The organism is Pseudomonas sp. RL_5y_Pfl2_73 (assembly GCF_963970515.1).
In the GTDB taxonomy this organism is placed as follows: domain Bacteria; phylum Pseudomonadota; class Gammaproteobacteria; order Pseudomonadales; family Pseudomonadaceae; genus Aquipseudomonas.
In genome coordinates this window covers 171,418-194,509 of sequence record NZ_CAXAPD010000005.1, presented here as the reverse complement: position 1 = coordinate 194,509, position 23,092 = coordinate 171,418, and the positions used below count along the sequence as shown (strand labels likewise).

Annotated in this window: 20 protein-coding genes and 2 pseudogenes; 7 read left to right on the top strand and 15 right to left on the bottom strand. The window is 60.1% G+C overall.

The window, feature by feature from the left end; genetic code table 11:
- Window positions 1-107 precede the first annotated feature (107 nt).
- Window positions 108-500 (bottom strand): 30S ribosomal protein S9, encoded by a 393-nt coding sequence (gene rpsI, locus AACY42_RS07005; RefSeq protein WP_003205364.1) that lies wholly within the window; start codon window positions 498-500, stop codon window positions 108-110.
- A 14-nt stretch (window positions 501-514) separates the two neighbouring features.
- Window positions 515-943, bottom strand: a complete 429-nt coding sequence (gene rplM, locus AACY42_RS07000) for a 50S ribosomal protein L13 (protein ID WP_003205365.1) — start codon at window positions 941-943, stop codon at window positions 515-517.
- A gap of 245 nt (window positions 944-1,188) precedes the next feature.
- On the opposite strand from rplM, the gene AACY42_RS06995 reads away from it, so the two are divergent.
- Window positions 1,189-2,229, top strand: coding sequence for an NADP(H)-dependent aldo-keto reductase (locus AACY42_RS06995; RefSeq protein WP_339478059.1), 1,041 nt, complete (start codon window positions 1,189-1,191; stop codon window positions 2,227-2,229).
- A 129-nt stretch (window positions 2,230-2,358) separates the two neighbouring features.
- Here the strand turns inward: AACY42_RS06995 and AACY42_RS06990 are convergent, their stop codons facing one another.
- Window positions 2,359-3,495 carry an acyl-CoA dehydrogenase family protein gene (locus tag AACY42_RS06990; RefSeq protein WP_339478057.1) on the bottom strand — a complete coding sequence of 379 codons (1,137 nt, stop codon included), beginning with the start codon at window positions 3,493-3,495 and terminating at the stop codon, window positions 2,359-2,361.
- A 244-nt stretch (window positions 3,496-3,739) separates the two neighbouring features.
- Here AACY42_RS06990 and AACY42_RS06985 point away from each other — a divergent pair, with 244 nt between their 5' ends.
- The 5 genes and pseudogenes from AACY42_RS06985 (at window position 3,740) to AACY42_RS06965 (ending at window position 9,166) form a co-directional block, all read left to right on the top strand.
- Window positions 3,740-4,636, top strand: coding sequence for a GlxA family transcriptional regulator (locus AACY42_RS06985; protein ID WP_339478251.1), 897 nt, complete (start codon window positions 3,740-3,742; stop codon window positions 4,634-4,636).
- A gap of 141 nt (window positions 4,637-4,777) precedes the next feature.
- A complete protein-coding gene (locus AACY42_RS06980; RefSeq protein ID WP_339478055.1) occupies window positions 4,778-5,785 on the top strand; it encodes an FAD-dependent oxidoreductase in 1,008 nt (335 codons plus the stop codon).
- 198 nt (window positions 5,786-5,983) lie between these two features.
- Window positions 5,984-6,872: pseudogene (locus tag AACY42_RS06975) on the top strand (nitrilase family protein).
- Between the two features lie 15 nt (window positions 6,873-6,887).
- On the top strand, window positions 6,888-8,099 hold the full coding sequence (locus AACY42_RS06970) for a hypothetical protein (protein WP_339478053.1): 1,212 nt from the start codon (window positions 6,888-6,890) through the stop codon (window positions 8,097-8,099).
- Window positions 8,100-8,173: 74 nt separating this feature from the next.
- The gene (locus AACY42_RS06965) at window positions 8,174-9,166 is read left to right on the top strand and encodes an asparaginase (protein WP_339478051.1); all 993 of its coding nucleotides are present in this window, start codon (window positions 8,174-8,176) and stop codon (window positions 9,164-9,166) included.
- A 12-nt stretch (window positions 9,167-9,178) separates the two neighbouring features.
- On the opposite strand, the pseudogene AACY42_RS28565 reads toward AACY42_RS06965, so the two are convergent.
- From AACY42_RS28565 to AACY42_RS06950, 4 genes and pseudogenes are all read right to left on the bottom strand, one after another.
- Window positions 9,179-9,264: pseudogene (locus tag AACY42_RS28565) on the bottom strand (hypothetical protein); the annotation flags it as partial.
- Between the two features lie 41 nt (window positions 9,265-9,305).
- Window positions 9,306-10,400, bottom strand: coding sequence for a cell division protein ZapE (zapE, locus tag AACY42_RS06960; protein ID WP_041476132.1), 1,095 nt, complete (start codon window positions 10,398-10,400; stop codon window positions 9,306-9,308).
- Between the two features lie 102 nt (window positions 10,401-10,502).
- The gene (locus tag AACY42_RS06955; RefSeq protein WP_339478049.1) at window positions 10,503-11,858 is read right to left on the bottom strand and encodes a tryptophan--tRNA ligase; all 1,356 of its coding nucleotides are present in this window, start codon (window positions 11,856-11,858) and stop codon (window positions 10,503-10,505) included.
- A gap of 24 nt (window positions 11,859-11,882) precedes the next feature.
- Window positions 11,883-12,512, bottom strand: a complete 630-nt coding sequence (locus tag AACY42_RS06950; RefSeq protein WP_339478249.1) for an alpha/beta hydrolase — start codon at window positions 12,510-12,512, stop codon at window positions 11,883-11,885.
- A 147-nt stretch (window positions 12,513-12,659) separates the two neighbouring features.
- Here AACY42_RS06950 and AACY42_RS06945 point away from each other — a divergent pair, with 147 nt between their 5' ends.
- Complete coding sequence (locus AACY42_RS06945; RefSeq protein ID WP_339478047.1) at window positions 12,660-13,094, top strand: YhcB family protein; 435 nt, start codon at window positions 12,660-12,662, stop codon at window positions 13,092-13,094.
- Between the two features lie 177 nt (window positions 13,095-13,271).
- On the opposite strand, the gene AACY42_RS06940 is transcribed toward AACY42_RS06945, so the two are convergent.
- The 8 genes from AACY42_RS06940 to ehuR all read right to left on the bottom strand — a co-directional run bounded on the left by AACY42_RS06940 (window position 13,272) and on the right by ehuR (window position 22,882).
- The gene (locus AACY42_RS06940; RefSeq protein ID WP_339478046.1) at window positions 13,272-14,657 is read right to left on the bottom strand and encodes an aspartate aminotransferase family protein; all 1,386 of its coding nucleotides are present in this window, start codon (window positions 14,655-14,657) and stop codon (window positions 13,272-13,274) included.
- On the bottom strand, window positions 14,654-16,141 hold the full coding sequence (locus AACY42_RS06935; RefSeq protein WP_339478043.1) for an NAD-dependent succinate-semialdehyde dehydrogenase: 1,488 nt from the start codon (window positions 16,139-16,141) through the stop codon (window positions 14,654-14,656). The genes AACY42_RS06940 and AACY42_RS06935 overlap by 4 nt, the downstream gene beginning before the upstream one ends.
- Window positions 16,142-16,271: 130 nt before the next feature.
- Window positions 16,272-16,751 (bottom strand): Lrp/AsnC family transcriptional regulator, encoded by a 480-nt coding sequence (locus AACY42_RS06930; protein WP_339478040.1) that lies wholly within the window; start codon window positions 16,749-16,751, stop codon window positions 16,272-16,274.
- A gap of 221 nt (window positions 16,752-16,972) precedes the next feature.
- Window positions 16,973-17,974, bottom strand: coding sequence for a N(2)-acetyl-L-2,4-diaminobutanoate deacetylase DoeB (gene doeB, locus AACY42_RS06925; protein ID WP_339478038.1), 1,002 nt, complete (start codon window positions 17,972-17,974; stop codon window positions 16,973-16,975).
- 3 nt (window positions 17,975-17,977) lie between these two features.
- Entirely contained in the window at window positions 17,978-19,168 is a 1,191-nt protein-coding gene (gene doeA / locus AACY42_RS06920; protein ID WP_339478035.1) for an ectoine hydrolase DoeA, read from the bottom strand.
- A gap of 39 nt (window positions 19,169-19,207) precedes the next feature.
- A complete protein-coding gene (locus AACY42_RS06915; protein ID WP_339478032.1) occupies window positions 19,208-20,200 on the bottom strand; it encodes a cyclodeaminase in 993 nt (330 codons plus the stop codon).
- Between the two features lie 21 nt (window positions 20,201-20,221).
- The gene (gene eutB / locus AACY42_RS06910; protein ID WP_339478029.1) at window positions 20,222-21,193 is read right to left on the bottom strand and encodes a hydroxyectoine utilization dehydratase EutB; all 972 of its coding nucleotides are present in this window, start codon (window positions 21,191-21,193) and stop codon (window positions 20,222-20,224) included.
- Between the two features lie 294 nt (window positions 21,194-21,487).
- A complete protein-coding gene (gene ehuR / locus AACY42_RS06905; RefSeq protein ID WP_339478026.1) occupies window positions 21,488-22,882 on the bottom strand; it encodes a MocR-like ectoine utilization transcription factor EhuR in 1,395 nt (464 codons plus the stop codon).
- Between the last annotated feature and the right edge of the window lie 210 nt (window positions 22,883-23,092).

The following is a 23,092-nucleotide window of genomic DNA, read 5'->3' as shown; positions in this document are numbered from 1 at the left end:
ATAGGGGCTCTGCGAATGTGGCAAGTTGTCACAGAGCAATTCTTTTGCCCATAAAAAAACGCCCAGCTCCGTGAGGAACTGGGCGCCTTTTGAAAGCGGAAGCGAAATTAACGCTTCGAGTACTGCGGACGCTTACGCGCTTTACGCAGACCGACTTTCTTACGCTCAACTTCGCGAGCATCGCGAGTTACGAAGCCGGCTTTGCGCAGAGCACCACGCAGAGTCTCGTCGTAATCCATCAGGGCGCGAGTGATGCCGTGGCGGATTGCGCCAGCTTGACCACTTACACCACCACCGATAACAGTGACGTAGATGTCGAATTTTTCGACGGTCTCGGTCAGTTCCAGCGGCTGACGAACTACCATGCGGGCAGTTTCGCGGCCGAAGAAGTTATCCAGGGAGCGGTTGTTGATGGAGATGTTACCAGTGCCCGGACGCAGGAAAACGCGTGCGGTTGCAGTCTTGCGACGGCCAGTGCCGTAATTTTGAGTCGCCGACATAATGAACTATTCCGTTAAAACTTCAGTTCTTGGGGCTGCTGAGCAGTATGAGGGTGAGCAGCGCCCGCATAAACCTTCAGCTTACGATACATGTCGCGACCCAGAGGGTTCTTAGGCAGCATGCCTTTAACCGCGGTCTCGATCACGCGCTCAGGGGCTTTGGCGATCAGCTTTTCAAAGTTGATCGACTTGATGCCACCAGGAAAACCGGAGTGGGAGTAGTACATTTTGTCAGTGGTTTTAGCGCCAGTAACACGTACTTGCTCAGCGTTGATCACAACGATGTAGTCACCGGTGTCAACGTGAGGGGTGTACTCAGGCTTGTGCTTGCCACGCAGACGGCTCGCGATTTCGGTGGCCAGACGACCCAGGGTCTGACCAGCAGCGTCGACGACAAACCAGTCGCGCTTTACTGTTTCCGGTTTAGCAGTAAAAGTTTTCATTCTTTATAGCCTCAGGGGCCGCCCTGTAAATTAGACGGCGGATCTTACTGAATAGTGCGTACTTTGACAAGTCAAAGGCAGCCGGATACAGACGCTTTCGGGGGCTCGGGTCGGCGCGTCCGTTCAACGGCAAGATTCTTCGGCGGCGGCGCATCACTTCCACTGCAGAAAGAGGTGCGCAATTATGCAGATTGCGAAAAATATTTCAACCTGCTTTTATGATTGTTTTGCCCAAGGAGCTCCCGATGGACTATCGCCCGCTAGGCCGTACCGATCTGAACGTGAGTGCCCTGTGCCTCGGAACCATGACCTGGGGTGAGCAGAACAGCGAGGCCGAGGCCTTCGCCCAGATCGAACGCGCCAAGGCTGCCGGCATCAATTTCATCGACACCGCCGAGATGTACCCGGTGCCACCCAAGGCCGAAACCTACGCCACCACTGAGCGCTACATCGGCAATTATTTCAAAAGCCGTGGCGACCGTGCCGACTGGATCCTGGCGAGCAAGATCGCCGGCCCCGGCAACACCATCGACTACATCCGCGACAAGAACCTCAAGCACAACCGCCGCCACATCGTCGAAGCCGTGGACGCCAGCCTCAAGCGCCTGCAGACCGACTGGATCGATCTTTACCAACTGCATTGGCCGGAGCGCAGCACCAACTTCTTTGGTCAACTGGGCTACCAGCACAAGGCCGACGAAACGTTCACCCCACTGGAAGAAACCCTCGAAGCCCTGGACGAGCAGGTCCGCGCCGGCAAGATCCGCCATATCGGCCTGTCCAACGAAACGCCGTGGGGCACCATGAAATTCCTCGCCCTGGCCGAGGCCCGTGGCTGGCCGCGGGCGGTGTCGATCCAGAACCCGTACAACCTGCTCAACCGCAGCTTCGAGATCGGCCTGTCGGAAATCGCCATTCGCGAGCAATGCGGCTTGCTGGCTTATTCACCACTGGCGTTTGGCTTCCTGTCAGGTAAATACGAAAACGGCGCACGGCCAGCCAAGGGCCGCCTGACGCTATACAGCCGCTTCATGCGCTACTTCAATCCACAATCGGAAGCGGCGTGCAGCCGCTATGTGGCCCTGGCCCGCGAACATGGCCTGGACCCGGCGCAAATGGCCCTGGCGTTCGTCACCCGGCAGCCGTTCGTGACCAGTAACATCATTGGCGCCACCACGCTGGAGCAACTGGACAGCAACATCGCCAGTGTCGAGCTGAAACTGTCGGATGAAGTGCTGGCGGGGATCGAGGCGATTCACAAGGATCAGCCGAACCCGGCGCCGTGATCCATAGGCCTCATCGCGAGCAGGCTCGCTCCCACATTGGATTGATGACTGACCACTCATTTGTGATCGACATACAACCCCTGTGGGAGCGAGCCTGCTCGCGATAGCGGCCTAACAGTCACTACGACATCAAAGCGAACGCGCAATAATCTCCTTCATGATCTCATTGGTCCCGGCATAGATCCGCTGCACCCGCGCATCCGCCCACGCCCGGGCAATCGGGTACTCCCACATGAAGCCGTAGCCGCCATGCAACTGCACGCACTCGTCGAGCACCTTGCATTGCAGGTCGGTGCCCCAATACTTGGCCATCGCCGCCGTCGGCACGTCCAACTTGCCTTGCAAGTGCAACTCCAGGCAGCGATCGACGAAGACCCGGCCAACCTGGATTTCGGTGGCCATTTCCGCGAGCTTGAAACGGGTGTTCTGGAAGTCCGCGATGGATTTGCCGAACGCCTTGCGCTCGCGCGTGTAGTCCAGGGTCCATTGCAGCGCCGCTTCGGCCGATGCCAGGCCGCCTATGGCGACGGTCAGGCGCTCCTGGGGGAGCTCCTGCATCAGATAAGCGAAGCCCATTCCGGCCTGCCCGAGCAGGTTCTCCTTCGGCACGCGGACATCCTGGAAGAACAATTGCGACGTGTCCTGGGCCTTCATGCCGACTTTTTCCAGGCGCTTGCCCTTCTCAAAGCCCGGCGTACCCGCCTCCACCAGGAACAGGCTAGTGCCCTTGGCGCCGGCCTTCGGATCGGTCTTGGCGACCACGATCACTAGGTCTGCCAGGAAGCCATTGGTGATGAAGGTCTTCGAGCCGTTGATGACATATTCATCACCGTCCAGCACCGCCGTGGTCTTCACCCCTTGCAGGTCGGAACCGGCGCCCGGCTCGGTCATGGCGATGGCCGTGACCATTTCGCCAGACACCAGCTTCGGCAGGTACTTATGTTTCAGCGCTTCGCTACCGTAATGCAGGATGTACGGTGCAACGATGTCGGAGTGCAGCGAAAAACCGATCCCTGTCAGCCCCAGGCGCCCGATCTCCTCAATCACCACCGTGCTGTAGAGGAAGTCGGCATCCAGCCCTCCATAGGCTTCTGGAAGGTGCGAACACAACATGCCCGCCTCCCCGGCTTTATTCCAGAGCTGGCGATCGACATGCCCCTGTTTTTCCCACTGACTGTGGTACGGCACGGCTTCTTTTTCGAGGAGGGTTCGTACGCTGTCGCGAAACAGTTCGTGCTCGGGACTGAACAGTGTTCTTGGGATCATGGCGCACCTTTGGTTATTGTTAGGCGTGGTTATCCGACAGAGCCTAAGCCTGTGGGGTATGACAGGACACTGGACACATCCGACAAAAAATAAGACGATCCAGCCGTCTGTTGACCACTTTCCCCTATAAAAATAAAGATGAATTATGTCTATGCACGCCTCCACGCCCTTGCGGCGCGTCAGCATCCTGGCAATCGACCGGGTCTTCGCCTCCACCCTCATGCAAGCCAAGGATTTTTTCCACCTGGCCAGCCTGCGCTATGGCAAACAACTGGGCCACGGCCTGACGCCGGCGTTTGAAACCCGACTGGTCAGCCCCGATGGCAAACCGGTGAACAGCTTCAGCGATGTGATCATGCCGGTGGACGGTGGCCTGGAAAACACCGACGTCATCATCCTGCCGGCCTTCTGGGATGATTTCGCCACCCTCTGCCAACGTTATCCCCAGGTCTTGCCCTGGCTGCGCGAACAACACGCGCGCGGTGCAGTACTCTGCGGCGAAGCCACCGGGGTGTTCTGGCTGGCGGAGGCCGGGCTGCTCGACGGTAAGGAAGCCACCACCTACTGGCGTTTCTTCAATGCTTTCAAGGAACGCTTCCCCCAGGTATACCTGAACCAGGACAAGCACCTGACCGACGCCGACAACCTGTTTTGCGCCGGCGGCACGACCTCAGCCTGCGACCTCTACATTTACCTCATCGAACGCTTCTGTGGCGCCAACGTCGCCCAGGCTGTGGCGCGGGATATCCTGTATGAGGTGCAACGCAGCTATTCGCCTGGGCGGATCGGCTTCGGCGGGCAGAAACTGCACCAGGACGTGATCATCCTGCAGATCCAGCAATGGCTCGAAGAGCACTTCGCCGATAAATTCCGCTTCGAGGATGTTGCCCGGGAACATGGCATGAGCATCCGCAACTTCATGCGCCGCTTCCAGACCGCCACGGGTGACAAACCACTGCATTACCTGCAGCGGATGCGGATCGAGACCGCCAAGGGCCTGCTCTCCGGCAGCCGCAAGAGCATCAAGACCATCAGCTACGAAGTCGGCTACGACGACGCGAGCTTTTTCGCCCGGCTGTTCCGGCAACATACCGACCTGTCGCCGAACCAGTATCGGCAGCAGTTTCAGCAGGCGGCGTAGCCCGAGGGCTTGGCAACGACCCACTGTGGGAGCGAGCCAGTTCGCTCCCACTTTCGAGCATGTGCGGCGCACGGCCAGCCTTTCTTGCATATTCCTACATAAGAAACGGAATGCAGAGCGTCCGAGGGCGGGATTGGTCGGGTGGACTCGACGGGTGACCCGTTCGCCTCGCCCTACCTGCATAGCGAAGCGGTTTTTGACTCCAAGGGCCTGATTTTCGACAGTCCCCGCTACATCGGGCTCGCCGCATTGGACGAGTGCCTGCTATTCATGAAAACCGATGAAACCCGAAAGTCTTTCTACGAACACTGCCGCGAAAGAAACGATGGTTTGCTCACGGATTCATCCGTAACAAAACTGGTAAAACTGACCAACCAAAAGACGCGCGTCCACTACAACTGGAAATACAGCCAACCTGAACAGACCCAGCACCGTTTTGAGGATTTCGACTCGGTCATCATGACACTGCCCTCGTGGCTGATCGAAACGCGTATCGCGCTTGAAAACTGCACCCCGCAAATGCTGCCCTTCGAGACAATCAATGCCTATAAAACAGCCCATTGGGAGACCAGTTGCAAAGTCTTTGCACCATTAAAAAAATCATTCCTTTCGAAAAACAGCAAAATTCCGCAGGCCATCGTCACCGACAGCTTCATTCACGACGTCTACACCTACCGCTACAACGACAGTTACAGCTATGACTGCATTCTCCTGAGCTACACGTGGGAAGACGACGCAACCAAGCTCGCCTCCTTCACCGATAAGGAGCTGGTAACCAAGTGCGCCAAAGAGCTGGATCGAATACTCATGAAATGCACCAATGTCCGCGAGAGAATCTCTCCCTACATCGGGCTCGATCGAGCCGTGGTCCAACGGTGGATGACCGATAAAAATGCGTTGGGTTGTGCAAAGCTATACCGACCTGGCACCTACTACGATGCCGTGGGCCTGATGAAGTACAACAGGGATTTCGGACATCATTCAGGCCTGTACTTTTCTGGCGAGTCATTTTCAGTGGATGCGGGCTGGACAGAGCCTTGCTTTCGAGGCGCCGTCGACGCAGTCATTCATATCTGCAACAAAACCGCCGCGATATTCAATGGTGGTTTTTCCATGAGCGACTATCCGCACTACAGAACCGCGCCCTGACGCAACTCTGCCCTTGGAGCCATGCACGACGAGCACTGGCTCCGCCTTCATTTCCTCCTGCCAAGGGCTCCTCACATTCATCTTGGGAAATGCCCTACAGCCTAAAAGGAAACGGCTGACTTACGCTCCGCGCCCGTTTCACCTCTTATGAACACGCCATTAAACAGCGTGAATAACAATAAAAAGAGGTTTACGAAAATGAACGAGCCAACCAGTCCTGTTCGTGTAGCGGTTGTGCAATTCGCCCCCCCAGGTCGGTATAAAAAATCGTGAAGAGAATCTGCACCGCGGCCTTGCGCTGGCCCTGGGCGCGGTAAACGGTGGAGCGAACCTCATCGTCCTGCCCGAACTATCAAACACCGGCTATTTCTTCAGCAACCGGCAGGATGCGTTCGAACACTCAGAATCAATCCCCGGCGGGCAGAGTGTGCAGGCCTGGATGGACTTCGCCCGTCAACACAAGGTTTACCTGGTGGCCGGTTTGACGGAACGCGAGGGCATGCACCTCTTCAACACTGGCGTTCTGGTAGGGCCTGACGGTTTTATCGGCAAGTATCGAAAAGCACACTTATGGAACCTGGAAAAACTTTGGTTCACGCCAGGCGATCTGGGTTTTCCAGTATTCGAAACGCCAATAGGCCGCATTGGGTTGTTGATCTGCTGGGACATCTGGTTCCCGGAAGTACCGAGAATTCTCAGCCAGCAAGGCGCGGACATCATTTGCAGCCTGAACAACTGGGTCTGGACACCACCGCCCCTATTCGATGACGCCGGCAAATGCATGGCGTCGTACCTGACGATGACAGCCGCGCACGTGAACAACGTATTTATCGCAGCGGCAAGCCGCATAGGGGAAGAGAGAGGTGTTCGTTATCTGGGCTGTTCGTTGATAGCAGGCACCAACGGCTGGCCGATCAGCGCCGTAGCCTCCGCTGACCAACAAGAAGTTCTTTTTGCCGATATTGACCTGACCAGTTCCCGTAGCGCTGCCATCTGGAACAATTTGAATGACCTGCACCGAGATCGTCGAGCCGATCTTTACGATCAAATGCTCGGTTATACCCAGCACCCTTGTCTGCCGCGCTGATAAGGGAGCGAATCAATGGAAACTACAAGCGAAAAGCTCGACCAACGCCAGCATACCGCCAGATCACCGCTGGATATCGCCATCATCCTGTTAATGCTCGGCGCGATAGCGCTGGTGATCTGGCTTTCGTTCACGAACCGCGCCTCCTGGCCCGCCCACTGGCCAGACTACAGCCACATGGTATCCAACTTGCCGCAGCCAAGTGCTTGGCTACGCTGGGTGTTGGGGGATATCAGCGAGGTCGCGTTCTACAAACATGAGTTTGCCTCTATCGGACTGCTCGCCGGAGCATATCTCGCGTACCGGGCCAATCGGACAGGAAAAGCCTGGCAAGGCTTTTCCATCTGCTATGGCAGCGGTCTTTGGCCGTGGCTCGTCACCAGTTCGTTGCTTGGGCTCTTGCTGAGTAACCTTCTGTGGGGTTGGACCGTGACAGCCACAGCTTGGCAGCCCACGTTTGCAGCGTTCGTTTCATTACCCGCGGCGATGGTGCTGATGTTCGGCGGCGGCTGGAAGGTGGCGGTCAATGGCGCAATCATGGGCGCCTTGCTGGTCACCCCTGCGTGTTTGTTGATCGTCAACTACGTCTGCAATCCACTGGGATTGCCGGTCGTGATCGGCAATGTCTCCGGAATGGCGGTGGCCAGCGTCATTGCGTTTCTGCTGTGTCGCCACTTGCCGAGCCTGATGCAGTCGCAAGCGAGCGGAAAAGCATCCGAACCGCAACCGCTGCCCACTACAGCCAAGGCGCCAGACTACGGTATCGTCTGGAGTTTGCGCCGGGTCTTGGCAGACTTTTCCGAAGCGCCGTTCTTCGGTAATGAATGGGCCAGCCTCGGACTGATACTGGGCGCGTTGCTGGCTTACACCTTAAGCCCGATGAGCCCGGTCTACGGCTCGGGCTTGCTGCCCCAATTGATCGGCGCACAAGCACTGACGTCGGCACTGGGCGTGATGATCTGGCGTCGCCAGTGGATGCTGCGCGGATGGTATCCCACCTACATTCCGTTGGTATCTGTCGTACCTGCGGCGATTTTGACCTACGGCGGCAGTTGGCTGGTGATTGGGTCAAGTGCTTTGCTGGGTGCATTGATTGCGCCGCCGCTGGCGTGCGCAATTGCCAAACGGTTACCCGCCGACATGCACGCTTTCATCGCCAATGTCCTGTCCATGGCTATCAGTACCCTTCTTATCATTCCGTTTATCGGATTTCTGATAACCCACTGACCCCATCATCCTATGGCTGTATTGCGACCTTGAGGCGGGTACAGCCATTTCTCATTACAAAAGTGAGGTATTACATGGACCTACCCAAGCTGGCCATCGCGTCACTCGGCGGTACCGTGAGCATGCAGGCCCGGGCCGCCGGAGAAGGAATAGTCCCGACCATCAGTGGCGCAACCCTGCTGGCTTCGGTACCGGAGTTGACGACGCAGGCACATGTCACCGTCGAAACACTGGGAATGTTGCCCAGCGCATCATTGGATTTCGAGTTTTTATTGAGCGTTCTCTGCTGGGCGAATTATCAAATCGAGCAAGGTGCCGTGGGGATTGTCATCACTCAAGGCACGGATACGCTGGAAGAAACTGCGACATTTTTCGATCTGCTATGGGACCACGACGAACCATTGGTCCTGACCGGCGCAATGCGCTCGGCAACCCAGGCAGGCGCCGACGGGCCGGGGAATCTTTTGGATGCCTGCCGGGTTGGCTTGGCCAAGAGCAGCCGGCAGCGTGGTGTTCAAGTGGTCATGAACGGGCAGATTCATTCGGCGCAGGCTGTTCGCAAAACCGATTCGATGGCATTACAGGCTTTTTCTTCACCGATCATGGGCCCGACCGGTCTGTTATTGGAAGGCAACGTTCACTACCTACGTCCGACGCTGCAACGCAACGTCTTGCCGTTACCGAAGCAAACGACACAAAAAGTTGCCTTGCTACAAGCATCACTGTCCGCCGACACCCTGTTGTTGGAAAACATTCTCACGCTGGGCTACGACGGGTTAGTCATCGCCGGTTTCGGTGCAGGACACCTTTCTGAAACCTGGACTGCGCCGGTTGATGCCATTGCCAAAAAAATCCCAGTCATTATTGCAACTCGCTGCGGATCAGGATCCACGGCTCGTTCAACTTACGGGTTCAAGGGGGGCGAGATGGATTTGATTCGCCGAGGCGCATCAATGGCTGGCTTTACCTGTCCACGCAAAGCCAGGATTCTCTTGTGGCTACTGATTGGTTGCCAGCGACAGAATGATTTGGCTCGCTATCTGAAAGAGGGCATCCAGTTTCAGTAGCCTTGAGACTTACCTGAGTCGTTGTAGCGAGAGGGGCTGCTGCCCAGCTCGGCGGGAGCCAGCTCCCGCGCTACCGGTTCTTTACTTGCCTTGAATGAACAGCATCGCTGCAATCGCTGGGCCTGTATTTACGTATTCCCTACGGCTTATGCGCCCGTGCCAGGAATTCGTGGGACTGCATCTCCAGCAAGCGACTCAAGGTCCGCTGGAATTCGAAGGTCAGGCGACCGCCGGTGTAGAGGTCCTTGAGTTCGACTTCGGCCGAAATGATCAGCTTCACGTTACGGTCGTAGAACTCGTCGACCATGTTGATGAAGCGACGGGCGATGTCGTCGGTGGTGACGCTCATCTGCTCGACATTGCTCAGCAGCACGGCGTGGAAAATCTTGCCCAGTTCGATGTAGTCGTTCTGGCTGCGGGGGCCGTCGCACAGTTCGCGGAAGTCGAACCAGGCCACGTCATCGCAAGTGCGCACGGCGCGGATTTCGCGATTTTCGATGACCAATACATCATTTTCCACGGCCTGGGTGCATTCCGGCGTCAGGGCGCGGAAGCTCTTGCGCAGGCTCTCTTGGGCAGCGGCATCCAGCGGAAAGTGGAACAGTTCCGCTTGTTCGAGGTGACGCAGGCGGTAGTCGACGCCGCTGTCGACGTTGACGATTTCAGTGTGTTCCTTGATCAGCGCGATGGCCGGCAGGAAACGCGCCCGCTGCAGGCCGTCCTTGTACAGGCCGTCCGGCACGATGTTCGAGGTCGCGACGAGGGTCACGCCGTTCTTGAACAGCTCTTCCATCAAGGTGCCGAGGATCATGGCGTCGGTGATGTCGGAAACGAAGAACTCATCGAAGCAAATCACTCGGGTCTCGTCGGAAAACCGCTTGGCGATGATGGTCAGCGGGTTCTTCTCGCCGCCCAGGGTCTTCATTTCCTCGTGCACGCGCTTCATGAAGCGGTGAAAGTGCGTCCGTGTCTTCTCCTTGAACGGCAACGCTTCGAAGAAGGTGTCCACCAGGTAGGTCTTGCCACGGCCCACGCCGCCCCAGAAATACAGGCCCTTGACCGGAGCCTGGTCTTTTTTTCCGAACAGTTTGCCCAACAGGCCGGGCTTGTTGTTCGCCGCCGCGACCAGGTCGTCGTACAGGCGCTGCAAATGCCGCACCGCCGTTTCCTGGGCTGCGTCGTGGAAGAACTCCGGGCGTTTCAGATCAGCTTGATATCGTTCTAGGGGCGTCATATTCGTTAGCAAGGCAACAAAAACGGGCCGTCACTGTAGCGATGGCCCAGAGGAATGGCAATCGGCCCGTATTCGGGCCGATGGTCGAGTGATGCGCCGGGATCAGTCCTGGGCAGGCGTCAAGGCAACGCGCAACGCATCGACGGCGGCATCCCGGGCGGCGCTGTCAGCAAAGGCTGGGCTATTGGCCACGCACTCGCCGTCGAGCCAGACGCTGAAACCCAGGTCGGCGCTTCGCACATCCAGCGGCTGGCCGGCCTGCAGTTGTTTGGTGACCTGGCCGGCAGCCTTGCCATCGGCAAAGTTGCGCGACAGCAACAGTTGCTCGCCGTCGGCGGCCAGCAGTCGGAAGCGGAAACTGCCGTCGTCTTCGCGGAAACTGACGAAGCGGGCAGCCTTGGTGGCTTTCTTCTTGGTGCTGGCGGTCACCTGAACCTGACTGACAAACGAGCGCAGGCCAACGGCCTCGCGCAGTTCGGTGAGGAACGGCGTAGCCACGGCCCGGGCTTTTTTTGCGCCCAGTTGCAGGATGTCTTCCAGGTCCGATGGACGCTCGATGAACTGGTGATAACGCTCGCGCGATTCACCCAATTCGCTGTCGAGCAACTGGAACAGACGGTTCTTGGCTTCGCCCCAACCCAGGCCTTGCAGCAGTTCGCTGCGAAACTCCGCGGACTGTTCGGCAGTGGCGAAGGCCTGAAACAGGGTGAACAGGTGCGAATTGTCCGCATCCTTGGCTTCGCCCGGGGCGCGCGAGTCGGTGACGATCCGCGAGATCGCCTCCTTCATCTCCTTGGCGCTGCTGAACAAAGGGATGGTGTTGTCGTAGCTTTTGGACATCTTGCGGCCATCGAGGCCCGGCAGCGTGGCGACGCTTTCTTCGATCAGCGCCTCGGGCATGGTGAAGAACTCCTTGCCCTGGCCGAACAGGTGGTTGAAGCGCTGGCCGATGTCGCGGGCCATCTCCACGTGCTGGATCTGGTCGCGACCGACCGGCACCTTGTGGGCGTTGAACATCAGAATGTCGGCGGCCATCAACACCGGGTAGCTGTACAGGCCCATGGTGATGCCGGCGTCCGGGTCTTCGCCGGCCTCGACGTTCTTGTCCACCGACGCCTTATAGGCGTGGGCGCGGTTGAGCAGGCCCTTGGCGGCGACGCAGGTCAGCAGCCAGGTCAGCTCCGGGATCTCGGGAATATCGGACTGGCGATAGAACGTCACGCGGTCCACGTCCAGGCCGCCGGCCAGCCACGTGGCGGCGATTTCCAGGCGCGAACGCTGGATACGCAGCGGGTCATCGCACTTGATCAGGGCGTGATAGTCGGCCAGGAAGTAGAACGAATCGGCGTTGTTCTCGCGACTGGCGAGGATCGCCGGACGGATGGCGCCGGCATAGTTGCCCAGATGCGGGGTGCCGGTGGTGGTGATGCCGGTCAGGATACGGGTACGCGTCGTCATGGGTTATCGCTTGTCAGACTGCTGTCAATTCGAGAGGCGAGGCAGGATCAGATCCTTGAGATCGGTCAGCTTGCCATGAAAAAAGTGTCCGCATTCTGCCACTTTCAGCAGCTCATGGGGGCGTTGGAGCGTGTCGGACCATTCGTAAACCAGCTGCGGATCGACCACTTCGTCGGTTTCCGGCTGAATCACGGTCAACTCCCCCTTCGTGGGCAAGGGCGACTGCTCGTCCAGACGCATCACCGCCGGGGCCACCATGAACAGGTGCTTGACCGCCTGACCCTGGGCTTCCAGACGCCCGCCCAGGCTGGCGGCGACGAAGCCGCCGAAGGAAAAACCGAACAGGGTCAGGGGCAATTGCGGGTATTTTTCACGCAACCATTGGGCGACAGCCTGGGCATCGTCCACTTCGCCGGTGCCCATGTCATGAGTGCCAGCACTGGCACCCACGCCACGATAATTGAAACGCAACGTAACCAGGCCAGCATCGCGGGCGGTGCGTTGCAGGGTCGAGATCACTTTGTTGAGCATGGTCCCGCCCTGCACCGGGTTCGGGTGGCAAATCAACGCCAGGCCACGGGGAGCCTCGCTGTCCAGGTACAAGGCTTCCAGTTGGCCCACCGGGCCATCGATGACTACAGGGGTTTCGCGCATAAGCAAGGGAAAGAACTCCGTGACCTCGAATAGGGTCGACTCGTCTAGCTAAAGTCTGTGCCTGGCATGATTGCGATGTTCTTCGCGGTATACAGCGCAGGTCCGAGCCGTTAACGTAAAGCAAAGCCGTTTATAGAGGAAGGACTCGTGGAACACTCGCTCTTAGTTTGGTTGTTGCCGACTCTTGCCCTGGTTGCCGGTGTCGCCATTGGATTCCTGCTTGCCCGACTGCTGCCCAACGCGGTGCCCAACAGCACGCAACGTCAGCTGGACGACATCCAGGAACGTTTCGACAGTTATCAGAATGAAGTGGTCACTCACTTCAACAGCACCGCATCCCTGGTGAAAAAACTCACCCAGAGCTACCAGGAAGTCCAGGATCATTTGTCCGAGGGTGCCAATCGCCTAGCCCTGGACGAGCAGACTCGCCAACGCCTGCTGGCTGCCCTGCACGCCGATTCGACGCAGGTTCCACGGGAACGCCTGACCCCGCCAAAGGATCAGGAACCGCCCCGGGACTACGCCCCCAAGACCCCGAATTCGCCCGGCATGCTCGATGAGCATTACGGTTTGAAGAAGTAATCGCCAAGCAACACCCCAAAAGCCCGCCCGATCACATGATCGGGCGGGCTTTTTATTGGCTCAAGAAAATCCCCCCTGTGGGAGCGAGCCTGCTCGCGATGAGGCCGGCACATCCAATATCACCGATTCAGGCAGACCGCTATCGCGAGCAGGCTCGCTCCCACATTTAAAGCGGGCTTAAGCCAACACTTCACCTGCCACCTGATCGATAGCACCTTTGGTGATGTCGACAATCAGGTCCGCATCCTCGCGGGTCAGGATCAGTGGCGGGGCGAAGCCCAGGATGTCGCCGTGGGGCATGGCGCGGGCGATCATGCCGCGTTCCAGGCAGGCGGCCGAGACCTTCGGGCCGACTTTGAGTGCCGAGTCGAACGCCGTGCGCTGTTCAAGGTCGGCCATGAACTCCACCGCCGCCAGCATGCCGTCACCGCGCACCTCGCCCACCAGCGGATGCCCCTCAAGGGTTTCACGCAGGCGACGATTCAGGTAGCCGCCAACATCCTCGGCGTTGGCCGTGAGGTTTTCCCGCTCAAGGATGTCGAGGTTCGCCAGTGCCGCCGCCGCGCAAATCGGATGCCCGGAATAGGTCCAGCCATGGCCCATGGCCCCTTCGGTCTGGGAGGCTTTTTCAATCACGCTCCAGACCTTTTCGCCGATAATCACCGCCGACAAGGGGGCATAGGCACTGGTCAGGCCTTTGGCTGTGGTGATCAGGTCCGGCTTCATGCCGTAGCGCTGGCTGCCCATCTTCGAACCCAGGCGACCGAATGCGCAGACCACTTCATCGGCAATCAGCAGCACGTCGTATTTTTTCAGCACGGCCTGGATCGCATCCCAATAACCGGCGGGCGGAACGATGATGCCCCCGGTGCCCATCAGCGGTTCACCAATGAACGCCGCCACGGTATCCGGGCCTTCGGCGAGGATCATTTTTTCCAGCTCATCGGTGCAATAGCGCACGAAGGCCGCCTCGTCCATGCCCGCCGGGGCCTTGCGATACCAGTGTGGGCACACGGTGTGCTTGACCCCTTCGACCGGCAGGTCGAAATGTTGGTGGAAGGTCGCAAGCCCCGTCAGACTACCGGTCAAGATGCCCGAGCCATGGTAACCACGGTCACGTGAAATGATTTTCTTCTTCAGCGGCCGGCCCAGCACATTGTTGTAGTAGCGCACCAGTTTGACCTGGGTTTCATTGGCGTCGGAGCCGGACAAACCGTAATAGACCTTCTTCATCCCTTCCGGCGCCCAGTCCATGATGCGACTGGACAGCTCGATGATCGCCTCGCTCGAATGGCCGACGTAGGTATGGTAGTAGGCCAGTTCCTTGGCCTGCTTATAGATGGCATCGGCCACCTCGGTGCGGCCGTAACCGATGTTCACGCAGTAGAGGCCGGCAAAGGCATCGATGAACTCACGGCCTTCATGGTCGCGAATGCGAATGCCTGACGCACTCTTGATGATCCGTCCCTTGAGCGCGCCGCTGGCGTGATCGTGAGCGTGGGTCGAGGGGTGCATGAAATGCGCACGGTCTTGTTCGAACAGCATGTTGAGTTCTTGGCTCATGCGGACTCTCCTGGGAACTGGCCTTGATGGTGCAGGCAAAAATATTTGGTTTCGACAAAGGGCTCGAAGCCCTCGCTGCCACCCTCGCGACCAAGGCCCGAGGCTTTCATGCCACCGAAGGGAATCGGGTGGCCGGTGAACTTGACGCCATTGACCGCGACCATGGCGTGGTCGAGACGGCGGATCAGCGGATAAATGAGGTCCAGGCGGTTGGAACAAATATAGGCCGCCAGACCATACTCGGTGTCGTTGGCCATTTCGATGGCTTCGTCCAAGGTGTCGAATGGCATCACCCCGGCAATGGGCGCGAAGTTTTCTTCACGGTAGATGCGCATCTGCGGCGTGACGTCGGCCAGCACCGTGGGCTGATAAAACAACCCGCCCAAGGCATGGGCCTCACCGCCCACCAGGCGTTGAGCGCCAAGGGCCAGCGCATCGGCGACGCGGTCAGCGGTCGCATCGAATGCCGCTTGATGCATCAACGGCCCGATCTCCACCTCCTGTTCCTGTTGATCGACCATGGCCGGCCCGACGCGCAAGGCGCGCACCGCGGCAGCAAAACGACTGAGGAATGCCTGGTACACCGGACGCTGCACCATGATTCGGTTAGCCGCACAGCAGTCCTGCCCCGAGGTCTGGAACTTCGCCTCCACGGCGACTTTCACCGCCAAGGCCAGGTCGGCATCGGCGCAGACAATAAATGGCGCGTTACCGCCCAGTTCCAGCGCGACTTTCTTCACGTCCTGGGCTGCCGCCTGCAACACCAGCTTGCCCACCCGCGTCGAGCCCGTGAAGCTCACCGAGCGTACGCGACGATCCTTGACCAGGGTTTCCATGGCCATTTGCGGCTCGCCCAATACCACGTTGAACACCCCGGCAGGAAAGCCTGCCTCCTCGGCCAGTTGCGCCAGCGCCAAGGCCGAGTAAGGCGTTTCGTGGGCCGGCTTGATCACCACGGTGCAACCGGCGGCCAGGGCAGCGGCGGCCTTGCGGGTGATCATCGCCGAAGGGAAATTCCACGGCGTGAGCAGTGCACAGACGCCTACCGGTTCCTTGATTGTCCCCAAGTGCGCACTGGGGATATGGCTGGGGATGTTCTGACCGTACAACCGCCAGGCTTCCTCGGCGAACCACGGGATGAAGCTGGCGGCGTAGGCGATTTCGCCACGAGACTCGGCTAGCGGCTTGCCCTGCTCCAGGCTGAGAATGTGCGCAAGGTCTTCGCTGTGTTCGACGATCAGTGCCGCCCAGCGCCGTAGTAGTGCGCCCCGGGTCTCCAGGCTCTGCTCACGCCACGCCGGGAATGCGCGATGCGCCGCGTCCACCGCCGCGACGATCTGCGGCTGATCCAGCATCGGCACATGGCCGATGACGGTGCGGGTGGCCGGGTTGTGGACGGCCACACTGTGGCCGCTGTCACTGTGGACCCAATGGCCGTCGATGTAGCAAAGCGCTTTGAACAGCAGCGGATGTTGGAAAGGCATGACGTTCACTCCAGAGCGTGTGCGTGAGTCCATGCTAGGGCAGCGGCGCTTGGGTAATTGAGGGTTTAGCGTGGGGCAAACCCTGGGTTTTTTCTGAATCGAGGGCGGTAAACCGTGTTTTCTGCGGTGCTCAGGACAGCTCGGCCAACGCCGCCGGTAAGGCCCCGGCGGTCTTGATGGTCTTGGTCACGATGTAGGTGAAGTAGCGTTCGATGCCGAGGTCTTCGAGCAGCAATTGGTCGACGAAACGCTGATAGGCATCGACGTCCGGCGCCTGGATCATCGCCAGGTAATCCACACCGCCGCCAGTGGCGTAACAGAACGCCACTTCTGGCGCGCCGATCATGCGCAGCTCGAAACGGCGCATGTCCTGGGCGGTGTGCCGGGCCAGGGTGATCTCCACCAGCACCTGCTGACGCTTGAACACCGCGCCCCAATCGATCTGCGCCCGGTAGCCGATGATCAGGCCCGCCGCTTCCAGCTTGCGCACCCGCTCCCAGGCCGGGGTCACCGACAGGTTGATGGCCTCGGCCAGGCTCGACTTGGTAATCCGCCCATCCTCGGCGAGGATCTGCAGGATCTTGAGGTCGTAGCGATCGAGCTTGTGCATGGGACGTGGGCTCTCCAGACAATTCAGAAGACATCACACCGATTAGTGGCGAGGGAGCTTGCTCCTGCTGGGCCTGTAGGAGCTGTGTAGGAGCTGTCGAGTGCAACGAGGCTGCGATCTCTCGACAAAGATCAAAAGATCGCAGCCTTCGGCAGCTCCTACAACGCAGCCGAGCGCGAGCAAGCTCCCTCGCCACAGGGTGGTGTGTCAGTTGAGGTGTATCAAGCCAACACATCCGCAATCACCGCCAAGGTATCGCCACACTGCACCAACCCGGGAACGTGCCGGGCCGCCAACAGACCGCTGCGGGCGGCGCGGTACTGGACCGGGGCAACGCCGCTGCGGGTGGCGTCGTAGATACGCGCCACCACCTCGCCCCGGGTCACGTGTTCCCCCAGGTCGCGGCACATTTCCAGCAAGCCGTCGTGTTCGCTGGCGATGAAACAACTGGCGTCCGGCATGTCGAGCATCAGCGAGGGCTGCAACTCGATCGTGCCCCGCAGGATGTCGGCGTGGATCAACAGGTTGCGCACCCCACGCTCGGCAATCGCCACGCTGCGGGCGGTCGACGAACCGCCGCCGCCCAACTCGGTGGTGACGAACACCTTGCCTTGGGACTCGGCCGCCGTGTCGTACATCGCCCCGGCGTCCAGCTCCAGCATGCGCATGCAATACGGCGCGTTGAACGCCAGCATCCCGGCCTCGCAGCGCGCTTGCTGCTGTTTGTCCGGCAATACATGGCAGGCGGCAAACGGCAGGAAATCCAGGGTCCGCCCGCCGGAATGAATGTCCAGGACAATGTCGGCCAAGGGCAGCAGGGTGCGATTGAAATAGTCGGCGATTTTTTCGGTGACGGTGCCGTCCGGCCTGCCGGGAAAACTGCGGTTCAGATTGCCCTTGTCGATGGGCGACGTCCGGCGCCCGGCGTGAAAAGCCGGGGTGTTCATGAACGGCACGATGATCACCCGCCCGCTCACGTCTTCAGCCGTCAGTTGCTGCGCCAGTTTGCTCAACGCCACCGGGCCTTCGTATTCATCGCCGTGGTTGCCACCGCTGAGCAAGGCCGTCGGGCCGCTGCCGCGCTGGATGACAGTGATGGGAATCATCACTGCGCCCCAGGCCGAATCGTCCCGCGAATATGGCAACTTGAGAAAGCCGTGCTGCACGCCCTCGCGGGTGAAGTCGACCGTGGCGCTGATGGGATTATTAGGCAGATCGGGCATGGCTCAATCCTTCACGAACAATTGACGAGGCACGTTGCACAGCGTCTCGACGCCGGTCTCGGTGATCAGGATGCTTTCGGTGATCTCCAGGCCCCAATCGTCCATCCATAGCCCCGGCATGAAATGGAAGGTCATGCCCGGTTGCAACACGCTGTTGTCACCGGGGCGCAAGCTCATGGTGCGCTCGCCCCAATCCGGCGGATAACTGATCCCGATGGGGTAGCCACAACGGCTGTCCTTGTGGATGCCAAATTTCTCCAGCACCTTGAAAAACGCTATGGCGATATCGCCGGTGGTGTTGCCCGGTTTGGCTGCGTCCAGGCCGGCGGCGATGCCCTCGACCACGGCCTTTTCGCCGTCGAGGAAATGTTGCGGCGGCTTGCCCAGGTAAATGGTGCGCGACAGCGGGCAGTGGTAACGCTTGTAGCAACCGGCAATTTCAAAGAAGGTGCCGGCGCCCTTCTCGAAGGGTGAATCGTCCCAGGTCAGGTGCGGCGCGCTGGCGTCGGCACCGGTGGGCAACAGCGGCACGATGGCCGGGTAGTCGCCGCCATGGCCATCGGCACCAAGGATGCCGCTGCTATAGATCTCAGCCACCAATTCGTTCTTGCGCATGCCCGGTTCAATCCGCTCTAGGATCCGGCTGTGCATGCTCTCGACGATGCGTGCGGCGATGCGCATGTAGGCGATTTCCTGGGGTGACTTGACGGCCCGCTGCCAGTTCACCAGGCCCACCGCATCCACCAGTTTTGCCTGGGGCAAATGCTGTTGCAGCGACAGGTGCGCGGCGGCGCTGAAGTAATAGTTGTCCATCTCCACGCCGATGGTCAGCGCGCTCCAGCCACGGGCAATGATCACCTCGCGGGACAGGTAGTCCATGGGGTGGCGCTCACGGGACTGCACGTAGATGTCCGGGTAGCCGACGATATTATCGGCCTGCATGAACACCGTGCGCTTTGCACCATTGGCATCCTGGCCTCGACCGAACCACACGGGCTCGCCCTCCAGCGCCAGCAGCACACACTGGTGCACATAGAACGACCACCCGTCATAGCCGGTGAGCCAAGCCATGTTCGACGGATCGGTGACCAGCAGCAGCTCCAGGCCCTGGGCCTGCATGGCCGCGCGAACCTTCGCCAGGCGTTGGGTGTATTCCTCCCGCTGGAACGGAAGATTGACGACGATCTCAGACATCCACCTGCCCTCTGTTCAATGACTCATGAGAAAAATGATCTAGCGGCCGAACGCAAAACCCTTGCCCGCCACCCGCGCCCGCTCGAACGCCAGGTTGGCGATGGCGGTGTCCTGGGCGCCGGTGCCGGTCAGGTCGCAAAGCGTCACTTGCGCGGCATCGGAACGCCCCAGCTGCTGCCCCGACAACACCCGCCCCAGCTCCATCAACGACAGGTCATCGCGAACGGTGCCGGCCACCAAGGCATGGTGCAGCTCGCCGAGCACGCGGGTCTGGCTCAGGCGATCGGCGACATAGCAGTCGACGGCCGCCAGGGCTTGCGGGGAAACTTCATTCTTGTGTTCGGCGTCCGAGCCCATTGCTGTGATGTGCAGGCCGGGATGCAAATGACGGGCTTGGATCAACGGCTCGCGACTGGGTGTGCAGGTGATGGCGATGTCCACGCCTTCCAGGGCGTCGTCAATGGACGCGCATGGCGTGACGGCAAGCCCGGTGTCACGCGCCAGTTCCTGACTGAACACCTTGGCCTTTTGCCCATCGCGCGCCCAAACCCGCACCTCGTCGATGGGCCGCACCAGGCGCAGCGCCTGAAGCTGCAACGCTGCCTGCTCGCCGGCACCGATCAGCGCGACGCTGCGGCTCTGCTTGCGAGACAGGCAACGCGCCGCCACCGCCCCGGCTGCCGCGGTGCGCACGGCGGTGAGGTAACCGTTGTCCAGCAGCAGGGCCTCCAGCAGGCCGGTGCGCGCCGAGAGCAGCATCATCATGCCGTTGAGGCTGGACAGGCCGAGCTTGGGGTTGTCGAAAAAACCCGGGCTGACCTTGATGGCGAAGCGTTCCAGGCCCGGCAGGTAAGCGGTCTTCACATCCACTTCACCGTTGTGCTCGGGAATGTCCAGCCGCAGGATCGGCGGCATCGCCACGGCGGCGGTGGCCAGCAGTACGAAGGCCTGTTCGATGGCGTCGATGCTGGCCAGGTCGAGGGCCACGCAACTGCGCAGGTCGACTTCGCTCAAGAGGGTGACTTCACTCATGACAGGCTCCGTTTGGGGTTATCAGGCGTTGGCGCCAGCAATCACGCGGGCATGGTGTTCGGTGTCGACGTTGCGCCCGCTGACCACCAGTACAATCGGGCCGCGCACCTCGATCAGGCCCTCGAGCAACGCCGCGATGCCCACCACGGCAGCGCCTTCGAGCACCAGGCGTTCGTGGTGATAGGCGTGGCGGATGGCATTGGCGATAGAGGCTTCCGAGAGCAGATGGACGTCATCGCTCAGTTGCCGGGTCATGGCGAAGGTGCAGCGGTTGTCCAGGCCGATGCCGCCACCGAGGGAGTCGGCCAGCGTCGGCAGTTCTTCGATGTCCACGGGCTGCCCGGCGGCGAGGCTGGCGTGCATCGCGGCACCGCGGGCCATGCTGATGCCGTGGACTTGAATCGCGGGGTTCGCACTTTTGAGGGCCAGGGCAACACCGGCGAACAGACCGCCACCGGACAGCGGCACCAGTACCTGGGCCACATCCGGTTGCTGCTCGAGGATCTCCAGGCCGAGGGTGCCCTGCCCGGCGATGATCGCCGGGTGATCAAAGGGCGGCACAAAGGTCGCGCCTTGCGCCCGAGCGATGCGCTCGGCCTCGCGCTGGGCATCGTCCTGGGACTGGCCGACGATGCACACCTCGGCGCCTAGGTCGCGGATCGCCTGCACTTTGTTGGCCGGCACCAAGCTCGACAGGCAGACAATCGCCTTGACGCCCTGTTGCGAAGCGGCATGGGCCAGTGCCCGACCATGATTGCCGGTCGACGCCGTGACCACGCCCAGGGCCTTTTGCTCGGCGCTGAGCTGCGCCACCGCATTGCTTGCCCCACGCAACTTGAAGCTGCCGGTGATTTGCAGGGCCTCAAGCTTGAGGTACACCGCCACGCCCATCAATCGCGACAAGCTCGGGGAATATTCCATGGGCGTGCGCCGCACCAGCGACTCGATGCGCTGGCGAGCGCGGTAGATATCCTGAAGCTGCAACACTGCCATGACTGCGTCCCGAGCGGATGTGTTGGACGCAGTCTAAGAGGGCTCAATTGTGGTGATGAATGTACTAGGGCAATTTAGTTTGCGTTCATTGCCGGTTGAAAGAGGTGAACAAAACCTATGAAGGGTTCCCTCCCCTCTGGCGAGGGAGCTTGCTCGCGCTGGGCGCGTTGTAGGAACTGTCGAGCGAAGCGAGGCTGCGATCTTTCCCTTGGCAATTGAATCGAGAGCGAAAGATCAAAATCAAAGGATCGCAGCCTTCGGCAGCTCCTACAGAGTCCCATTGGGAGCAAGCTCTCAAAAATCATGAATCTGCGGGTACTGGTTGAATATCTCGCGCATGCCGATCAGCGCATGACGCATTTCTTCGTCGCTGCATTCGGCGCCTACGCAGACCCGCACCGCGCGGGGCCTGGGGGTGCCGCGTACGGTGAAAGGGTCGGGAGATGTGACGGCAATGTGCTTGTGCCGCAGCGCCCGCACCAGACTGTCCACTTCCCAATGGGACGGGATGCCAACCCAGGCATTCAAGGCATGAGGGTGCTGGCCCAGCAGATGCTCGCCCATGTACTCGGTGACCATCGCCTGGCGCCCGGCCAGCAGCTGACGTTGCAATTGCACCAGCGACTCGGCGCGGCCATCGCAAATCCAGCGGGTGGCGATCTCCGAGACCATGGGCGTTGCCATCCAACTGTTGACCCGCAGGATGCTCTCGGTGCGCAGGGCCAGGCGCTTGGGCACCACCAGATAACCGGTGCGCAAGCCCGTGAGTACCGACTTGGTCATGCTCGTGCAGTAGAACGACAGCTCCGGTAGGTAATGGCTGATGGGCGGCGCCCGACGTTCGTCCAGCAGCGGGCCATACACATCGTCTTCGATAATGTGCACACCGAAGCGCCGGGCAATCTCGGCGATTTCCCGGCGGCGGGCGTCGGGCATCAGGCTGATGGTGGGGTTGTTCAGGTTCGGCGTACACACCAGCGCCGTGATGCGCTCGTTGCTGCACATGTCTTCGAAATGTTCGGGGTCAATGCCATAGCGGTCCATCTCCAGGCCCTTGAGGGTGAAGCCCAGCACTTGGGAATTGCCGATCACGCCGTGGTCGGTCAAGCCTTCGCAGAGCACCACATCGTCGGGGCCTGCCAGCGAAGCGATAGCCAGGAAAATCCCATGGGCCGCGCCGTTGGTGATCAGCACATCGTTACGGTCGACTTTCAGCCCTTGCCGGCCGATCCACTGCGCCGCCGCTTCGCGATGGGATTCGAAACCGGCGATGGGGCGAAACGCATGAATCCACGGCTGATCCTCTTCCGTGCTCAGCGCCGCGCAGGTGTCACGCCAGGCCTGGTCATGCTCAAGGGTGTGCAGAATGCGGGTGATGGAAAAATCCACCAGCGCCCGCTCAGGACTGTCGAGAATGTACGTCGCCACCCGGTCGCTCATGCGCCGCGAGACGAAACTGCCACGCCCGACCTCACAGCGCACCAGTCCCTGGCGCTCTAACTCCTTATAGGCGTTGGTGACGGTCTGCACGCTGATACCCATGGCGTCGGCCACTTGCCGTTGTGGCGGCAGGCGCTGGTCATTGGCCAGGGTGCCCTGTTCGATATCGTCGGCAATGGCCTGCACCAGAATCTTGTACTTGGATTCACCACTGCGGACGAGGTCCAAGGCTGACTTCCACTTATCCATAACAGCTGCAACCGGCGTGTGTAGGGGTGCGCACAGCATTGCGCGAGCATCGCGGCAAAGCAATTGTCCTAGTGCAATACAATCGATGCCGGGGCTTTTGTATGCTCGAACCAAGGTCGTCACCCAGGCGGGCTCATCGCCCTGACAAAAAGCCGGATCGACCTGTACCGGCGCTGCTCCCGATTCCAGGCCACGCCCGGATCAGCCGCT